Origin of the sequence: Desulfovibrio sp. SGI.169 (assembly GCF_050313595.1) — a bacterium.
Classification (GTDB): Bacteria; Desulfobacterota; Desulfovibrionia; order Desulfovibrionales; family Desulfovibrionaceae; genus Desulfovibrio.
Genome location: NZ_JBNPLS010000003.1, coordinates 157,279 through 165,649, shown reverse-complemented (window position 1 = coordinate 165,649; position 8,371 = coordinate 157,279). Strand labels below are relative to the sequence as shown.

6 protein-coding genes and 1 pseudogene are annotated in these 8,371 nt (G+C 52.3%); 5 read left to right on the top strand and 2 right to left on the bottom strand.

Features of this window, described 5'->3' with window-relative positions; translation table 11 throughout:
- Positions 1 to 318 (bottom strand): hypothetical protein (locus ACQRA4_RS03150; RefSeq protein WP_427821623.1); only part of this gene is annotated, 318 nt, incomplete at its 3' end.
- Positions 319 to 380: 62 nt separating this feature from the next.
- Positions 381 to 554 carry a hypothetical protein gene (locus ACQRA4_RS03145; protein ID WP_427821622.1) on the bottom strand — a complete coding sequence of 58 codons (174 nt, stop codon included), beginning with the start codon at positions 552 to 554 and terminating at the stop codon, positions 381 to 383.
- A gap of 199 nt (positions 555 to 753) precedes the next feature.
- Between ACQRA4_RS03145 and ACQRA4_RS03140 the strand changes: the two genes are divergently transcribed.
- The 5 genes and pseudogenes from ACQRA4_RS03140 to ACQRA4_RS03120 all read left to right on the top strand — a co-directional run bounded on the left by ACQRA4_RS03140 (position 754) and on the right by ACQRA4_RS03120 (position 8,363).
- Positions 754 to 2,226 (top strand): sigma-54 interaction domain-containing protein, encoded by a 1,473-nt coding sequence (locus ACQRA4_RS03140; RefSeq protein ID WP_427821621.1) that lies wholly within the window; start codon positions 754 to 756, stop codon positions 2,224 to 2,226.
- A gap of 18 nt (positions 2,227 to 2,244) precedes the next feature.
- Positions 2,245 to 2,553, top strand: a pseudogene (locus ACQRA4_RS03135) (DUF4145 domain-containing protein); the annotation flags it as partial.
- A 105-nt stretch (positions 2,554 to 2,658) separates the two neighbouring features.
- Positions 2,659 to 5,673 carry a DEAD/DEAH box helicase family protein gene (locus ACQRA4_RS03130; RefSeq protein WP_427821630.1) on the top strand — a complete coding sequence of 1,005 codons (3,015 nt, stop codon included), beginning with the start codon at positions 2,659 to 2,661 and terminating at the stop codon, positions 5,671 to 5,673.
- A gap of 24 nt (positions 5,674 to 5,697) precedes the next feature.
- On the top strand, positions 5,698 to 7,239 hold the full coding sequence (locus ACQRA4_RS03125; protein ID WP_427821620.1) for a type I restriction-modification system subunit M: 1,542 nt from the start codon (positions 5,698 to 5,700) through the stop codon (positions 7,237 to 7,239).
- Positions 7,236 to 8,363, top strand: coding sequence for a restriction endonuclease subunit S (locus ACQRA4_RS03120; RefSeq protein WP_427821619.1), 1,128 nt, complete (start codon positions 7,236 to 7,238; stop codon positions 8,361 to 8,363). The genes ACQRA4_RS03125 and ACQRA4_RS03120 overlap by 4 nt, the downstream gene beginning before the upstream one ends.
- Positions 8,364 to 8,371 lie beyond the last annotated feature (8 nt).

Genomic DNA, 8,371 nt, shown 5'->3' with positions numbered 1-8,371 from the left:
TCCCCTGGTCAATTCGGCAATTTTGTACAAGGATATTTTTGCCTGAAGGTTGCTGCCAGGGATGGAGGCGATACCACTGATGCCTCCGCTGGAAATCTTCCCCTGGAAGGCAAGACTTGTCGCATCTCCAAGGATGGAAAAGCCTGCGCCGTGCTTGATGATTTTGGCTCGCGCGTTCAGAGTATCCCCGTCAAGCAAGTATGTACCGCAATAGGCAACCACAGCGTCGCCACCTCGCAAAATTCCATTCTCAAGATAGACGGTGCCGCTTCCGCTACCAAGGGGCGATGAAAAATCAACATGATATATTCCGTTCATAGTTTTTCCTTTTGCTCCCGGCAGAATAATCCGCCGGGAGCGGCCTGCGCGAATAGCGTTGGTTACTTTTGGGTTTTGTGCTTGGTGGGATCCACCAGCTTGTAACCTTGGCCCTTGCCGGGAGTGGGCGGTAACGGTTCGCCTTTAACGACCGTTACTTCCGTTTTTGTGGTTGGGTTTTGGTATTGACCGGAAACAGGAGCCTTTTCACCGGGGTTGTAGGTCTTCGTGGTCATTTTTACCTCTCAAAGAGCTGAAGGTTGATGCGTTCTCTGCGCTGTTATTGCATGGCCATATGTAAGAATCGTGCCAATTATGATTGGTTTTATATAACTAATTGAAATTAATATGAATATACCGGGATAGACATAATATTCCACAGAGGCGGACATAAACTTTCTTTTGTTTTAAGAAAAATTATTGTATTATTGGCCAATGGATATCCTCATTTGCTGGATTGGAAACGCCGACCTTTCCGCAGCGGAAAAAGACGATGCCGACAACCTTGGCCCTATCGCCCAGGCGCTGAAGGATGGTTCGTATTCTCAGGCTGTTTTTCTGGATAATTATCGAAATGAGCGAATTGAAACATACCGACAATGGCTGGCTTCCCGGTTCTCTGTGCCTTTTGAAATATGCCCTGTCGTCTTGAGCAGCCCGACGAATCATAAAGGAATTTATGAAGTTGCCAGAAACTTGGTAAGGAATGTTTCGCATCGCTATCCAGAGGCGAGGCTGACCTTTCATATCAGCCCAGGCACGCCCGCCATGGCCTTGGTCTGGATGTTGTTGGCTCCCGTTTACGGCGCGCGCGTTATCGAGTCTTCGCGGGAAAAGGGCGTACAGCAGGTGCAGTTCCCCTTTGAAATTGCGGCATATTTTCTGCCCGACCGCGAGCTGGCCCGGCTTGCCCAGGCCGAGGTTCCGTCGCTTCCGGCTTTTCAGGCTATTTTACATAAAAGCTCTGCTATGCGTCAGGTGGTGCAGCATGCGGCTCATATGGCTCCACGCGATGTAACGATTCTCATTGAAGGCGAATCCGGCACGGGCAAGGAACTTTTTGCGCGGGCTATCCATGCTGGCAGTTTACGGGCACAAGCCCCCTTTGTACCGGTCAACTGCGGGGCTATACCAGCGGAACTGATAGAGTCCCAACTCTTTGGCTATAAAAAGGGCGCATTCACCAATGCGATGAAGGACACGCCCGGATATTTTCAAACGGCTGACGGCGGTACACTTTTTTTAGACGAGTTGGGGGAGCTTCCCCCCAGCGCGCAGGTCAAACTTTTGCGTGTTCTGGAAGAACGGGCTATTGTGCCTGTAGGAGGCACAAAGGAAGAAAAAGTTGATGTGCGCATCATCGCCGCAACCAATCGAAATCTTTTGCAGGAGATCAGCGCAAATCGCTTCCGAAGTGACCTCTTTTACCGGTTGGCAGTGGGGATTTTGCGCTTGCCCGCTCTGAGAGAGCGAGGTGAAGACCTGGAACTGCTGTTGGAACATGCCTTGGAAAAGGCCAATGGCGAACTTTCAAAACATGGCGGAGCCATACATAAAAAATTTTCTGATTCAGCAAGAAATATTTTGCTTAACCATTCTTGGCCTGGCAATGTACGGGAATTAAACAACACCATCACGCGGGCGGCGCTTTGGTCTTCCGCTGAGGTCATTGATGCGGAAGTCGTCCGGCAATCCTTGCTTTTCGCCCCGGATGACGACATGGCAGTCTTGGATCGCCCTCTCGGAAATGGCTTTTCCCTGCGGGATTTGACCGGAGTGGTGATATCCCATTACCTGGAACGAGCAATGCGTGAGGCAGGCGGCATCAAGACAAAAGCGGCGAAATTGCTAGGTTTTGAGCATTACCAGACCCTCACCAACTGGCTGAACAAATATAGTAAGAAATAGTGGCACAGTCCTTGCTTTATGCAAGCCATGAACGGGGAACACATGCAGTCAACCAATTTTGAGTTCTTACGGCAGGAATGGCCGGAACTTGCTGAACTCGGCGGATATGTCGAGTTCTATGCGCATAGCGATCCCCCTTCATCCCGATTCAAAAGCCGTCTTCTTGCCGAGCACATAGCTCTGCTTGCCTGCAAGCGCCTGAATCTTCATATCGCTGACGATAATTTCCTGACTATGCTTAAAGAACTTGAGCGTGCCAAGGTGTTACCCAAGGCCGTGCTGGATACTTTCCACCAAGTTCGTATCGCTGGCAACAAAGCCGCGCACCGGCTCAGCAATGACAGCGGACATGCGTTGGATACCGTAAAAGGAGCCTTTGATCTGTGCAGATGGTGGGTGCGGGTAACCACAGGAACGAGTGAAGGCATCCCTTTGGCATTTCAGACCGTTAAGCCTGTGGTCGCGCCAAGCCCCCAGCATGAAGTTGAGCAACTTGAAAAACTGCGCGCCATTACAGAAGCGCTCATCGCGGAGAATGAACAACCGCGCGAGCGACAGGCGGAACTTACCGCTGAAGCTCAAGAAAGTATCCCGAAAGACAATCAGATTGCATTTCGCAAAACAGCTTTTGACGCCGCCGAAGCGTTACACTTCAGCGAAGCCGAAACCCGGAGACGCCTCATCGACACCATGCTGCTGGCCGCAGGCTGGGATGTTACAGATTCCGATCAGGTGCAGATGGAGGTTCCGCTTGGCGGGCAGTGCACGGAAAGCGGTACTGGCTACGCCGATTATGTGCTGTACGATGACGATGGCACTGCCATTGCCGTTATTGAAGCTAAACGCACAGCGGAAAGTCCGGCAAAAGGCCGCAAGCAGGCCCAGGGCTATGCCGATGCGTTGGAGAAACAAAACACCAAAAATGTCCGCCCTCTCATTATCCTCAGCAACGGCTATGAAACGACTCTGGTGGACGACCGGGGAGGCCCGGCTTCTCTCGGTGTTCGCGGATATGCGGATCGTCAGATTTACGGTCTGCCTTCCAAAGACAGCCTGGGCTATCGCGTAAAGTATCAACGTGGGAATATGCAGGATCCGGCAGGGCTTGCGCACCGTTCGGATATTGTCAACCGCCCGTATCAGGTGGAGGCGATCAAAGCTGTCGCCGAATGCTTTGGTGAGAGACGCCGCCGCAAGGCGCTTATCGTGCAGGCCACCGGCACAGGCAAAACTCGCGTGGCCATTGCCCTGGCGGAACTGCTCATGCGCGCCGGGTTCGCCAAACGCATTCTTTTTCTGTGCGACCGGAAAGAATTGCGGCGTCAGGCAAAGAATACTTTCACCCAGTTCATGCCGGACTGCAACGTAACCGTGCTTTCGCGCATCAAGGACATTGGCGCACAGGTCGTGCTTGCCACATATCCGGCCATGATGAAGCGTTTTCAGGATTACGACGTGGCTTGGTTCGACCTGGTCATCGCCGACGAATCCCACCGCAGTATTTACAATAAATACCGTGATCTTTTTCTCTATTTTGACGCCCTGCAACTCGGCCTTACAGCCACGCCGCGCCATAAGGTGTCGCACAACACCTATGCTATGTTCGACTGCAAAGTCGAAGACCCCACATACTTTTATGAGTACGAGCGGGCTGTGGATGAGGGCTATCTTGTGGACTTCACCCCTGTTGCCGTAACCTCCCGTTTCTTGCGCGAAGGCATTCATTCCGACCAACTTTCTGAGAAGGAAAAACAACGCCTGGAAGAGGAAGGGATTGACCCTGAGAGCTTGGACATTGAGGCCGAGCGCCTGGACAAGCAAGCCTACAACAAGGACACCAACCGCAAGATTCTGCAAAACCTCATGGAAAACGGTCTGCGCGACGCCACGGAAAACGGCCCGGGCAAGAGCATCATTTTTGCGCGCAACCACGTCCATGCGGAGCTTCTCGGCAAGCTCTTCCAGGAGATGTACCCAGAATTCGGCCCTAACTACTGCGCGGTCATCGACAACTACAACCCGCGCGCCGAACAGCTTATTGACGATTTCAAAACGCCCGGCGCCGACCCGGTTATCGCCGTGTCCGTGGATATGCTGGATACCGGCATTGACGTTCCGGAAGTGCTGAACCTTGTCTTTGCCAAACCGGTCAAATCCTATGTGAAATTTTGGCAGATGATCGGACGCGGCACACGCCTCTGCAAAGACCTGCATGGGCCGGGCAAGGACAAGGAGCGCTTTTATCTCTTCGACCACTGGGGCAACTGCGAGTATTTCGACACGGCGCGTGCGTTTGAGGGAGCAAATTCTTCAGTCTCTCTGTTGGAACGCCTTTTTGAAGCGCGTCTGGTTCTGGCGGAAACCGCGCTGAATAAATACGACAAAGATAGCTTCGAGCGCACCGTGCCCCTTATCCGCGCCATGCTTAAGGGTTTACCGGATAACAGCCTGCCGGTGCAGGAAAAATACCGCCACAAGCTCTTTGCCCTTTCCGGCTCCACCCTGGAGCGGTTTGAACCGGCGACTGTGGAGGTACTACGCCGGGAGCTTGCCCCGCTTATGCGGTATGTGAGCATCCGGGGTGAAAAAGACGCCTATGCCTTTGACCTGTTGCTGACCGAACTGCAAAGCGCGTTGCTGCGGGAAAGCGCCGGAGTGGAAGGGCTCAGGGCCGAACTGGATAATGCCTTGGCAGGACTGCAAACAAACATCACGGCGGTACGCGACAAATTCGAGCATATCAAGACGCTCCGGGAAAAGTGTTTCTGGCAACAGGCTTTGTCGGAGCTTTTGCCCGCGCTGGAAGAGAAACGCCAGACCCTGCGCGGCATCATGCAATACAGCCTTGCTCCCGGTACGCCGCCGGGTCTGCCGCCGCTTGTGCTGGATATTGCCGATTCCGACGTGCGCTATACCGTAGGAGGGCGTTTGCGGCCGTCAGCACAGGATATGCGGGAATACCGCGAACGTGTGCGCGGCGTTCTGGAACCGCATTTTTTAACAGACCCCACCCTGCGCAAGCTCAGGCGCGGCGAAGGTTTGACCGATGGCGATTTTGACCGGCTGGCTTCCCTGGTGCTGACCCAGAACGCCGGTGTGGATCTTGCGGACTTGCGGGATTTTTATCCCGCTGCCTCGCAACTGGAAAAGGAATTGCGGGCCATAGTAGGCATGGATGCGGAGATTGTCAGAGAGCGCTTTGCTGTGTTCTTTCACAATCACCCAAGTCTCAGTTCTTTGCAGATTGCATTTTTGAACCTGCTGCAAAAGCATATTCAAGCGTATGGCCCGGTACGCCTGGAAAATCTTTATGAAGCTCCTTTCACGCACATGAACGCCGAAGGGCCGGACGGCGTATTCCCCGAAGAAGAACAGATGCGGGATCTGATTCATGTTCTGCATTCCCTGGTTGGAGAACCGGACAAACCAGGCAGGGCTTCCGCTTAACCACGACTTTGGAGACATAGAACCATGACCAACGGCGATTTGCGCGGCAAAATAGACAAACTTTGGACGGATTTCTGGACTGGAGGCATCACCAACCCCCTGACCGTCATCGAACAGATCACCTATTTGTTCTTCTGTCGCATGTTGGATGAAGCGGAAACCAACCGTGAAAAAGCCGCCCAGCGCACGGGCAGACCCTTCAAAGCCCTGTGGTTCGGCAAAGACCAGCAGGATTTGCGTTGGAGCAGTTTCCGTCACAAAAACGGCGAGGAACTTCTGGCCTTGGTGCGCGACAAGGTCTTTCCTTTTCTGCGGACCCTGGATCAGCCCCGTGAGGTCAACGGCGACAATGAAGGAGCTAAAATCGGCCTGGGCGCGTTGATGAAAGACGCTCAGCTTCTCATCGTCAAGCCCGGTTTGCTCAGCAGCGCTATCAGCGCCATTGACGATATGGAAATGAGCAGCACCGACGCCAAAGGCGATTTATACGAATATCTGCTTTCCAAGCTCAGCACGGCGGGCATCAACGGCCAGTTCCGCACGCCCCGCCATATACTGGAAACCATGGTGGAACTGGTTGAACCAAAACCCACGGAAACTATCGGCGACCCGGCTTGCGGCACAGCGGGTTTTCTGGTCAAAACCATGGAATACCTGCGCCGGATGCATACCTCGCCGGATATGGTCTATGAAGGCCCGGACGGCAAGCCCGTATATATCGGCGATCAACTTACCTCTTATCAGGAGCACATCAATAACCGCATGTTCCGGGGTTTTGATTTCGATCTGACCATGTTGCGCCTCTCGGCCATGAACATGATGCTGCACGGGGTGGCCGGTCGCTGTATTTTTTATCAGGATTCCCTGTCGGAGAGTTTCAAACAAAACTATCCGGCGGAAGCGGAGGGCTATTTTGATGTCGTCCTGGCCAATCCCCCTTTCAAGGGCAACCTGGACACCGACGATATCGCCCAGGAACTGACCCGCAAGGTTAAGAGCACCAAGACGGAACTGCTCTTCCTGGTGCGCATGTTGGGCATGCTCAAACTGGGCGGCCGTTGCGCCGTCATTGTGCCGGATGGCGTGTTGTTCGGCTCCGGCAAGGCGCATATCGCTCTGCGGCAACTGCTGGTGGATGAAAACCAACTGGACGGCGTCATCTCACTGCCCTCCGGTGTGTTCAGACCCTACGCCGGGGTCAGCACGGCCATTCTGCTCTTCACCAAGGGCGGCAAGACCGGAGATGTGTTCTTTTTTGACGTGAAGGCCGACGGCTACAGCCTGGACGACAAACGCAATCCCATTGCGGCCGACGATTTGCCGGAACTCCTGCGCCGTTGGAAGGCACGGGACGCGAAAAATGATGTAGACCGCAAGACCCAGGCTTTTTTTGTCCCGGCGACTGAAATCCGTGAGCATAAATACGACCTCAGTCTGAACCGTTATAAAGAGCAGGTTTATGTGCCGGAAGAATATGATCCTCCTCTGGTTATTCTGGAACGCATGGAAAAACTGGAAGCAGAGATCACGGCGGATATGCGGGAACTGCGGGGGATGTTGGGATGAGAAAGGTTAAAGTTGGAGATATAATTCGCGTCTCCAAAGGGCGTAAAGCAACCCATGTGACCAATATAAAAATTGAGAATGCGCTACGCTATATTCAAATAGAGGATTTAAGATCAGACAATATCTTGCAATATTCTTTAGATAAAAATGGTGTATTTGTTGATGCAAGTGATATCTGTATCGCTTGGGATGGAGCCAATGCTGGGACTGTTGGATATGGATTGTCAGGAATTATAGGAAGTACAATAGCTCGATTACGCTTAGAAGATAAATCTATTTATACACCCTATGTTGGTCGCTTTTTGCAGACTAAATTTCATATTTTGAATGGAAAAACAACAGGTACAACGATACCGCATGTTGAGCGCTCGCGCCTTGACAACCTAGAACTTTCCTTGCCTTCTTTTGGAGAACAACGCCGCATAGCCGCCATTCTGGATAAAGCCGATGCCATACGCCGCAAGCGCCAGGAAGCCCTGAAGCTGGCGGACGCTTTGGTTAAATCGAGGTTTATCGAGATGTTCGGTGACCCTGTGACCAATCCGATGGGGTGGGAGCGCGGCACCATTCGCGATATTACAGATGACGTACGGTATGGAACGAGCAAACCTGCATCAGATCATGGAAAATATGCATACCTGCGGATGAATAATATCACATACAGCGGTGAACTTGACCTGTCTGACCTTAAATCTATCGATATGCCAGATAGCGAAGTTGAGAAATACATCGTCAGAGATGGCGACGTTTTGTTTAACCGCACGAATAGCAAGGAATTGGTCGGGAAAACATGCGTATTTAAATCAGATACGCCTATGGTTATCGCGGGGTACATTATTCGCCTGAGAGTGAACAACCGAGCTACTCCAACATATCTCTCTGCTTTTCTTAATTCTGACTATGGGAAACTAACTTTGCGCGGCATGTGTAAATCCATCATAGGTCAGGCAAATATCAATGCCCAAGAATTACAAAGTATTAAAATATTGATTCCCCCCATCGCCCTCCAAAATCACTTCGCCTCCTTCATCGAACAGGTCGACAAATCAAAATTTGCGATGCAGCGCCAACTTGCGGAAGCAGAGGCGTCCAAGGCGTCTTTAATGCAGCAATTTTTCAGTTAAGCGAGGCA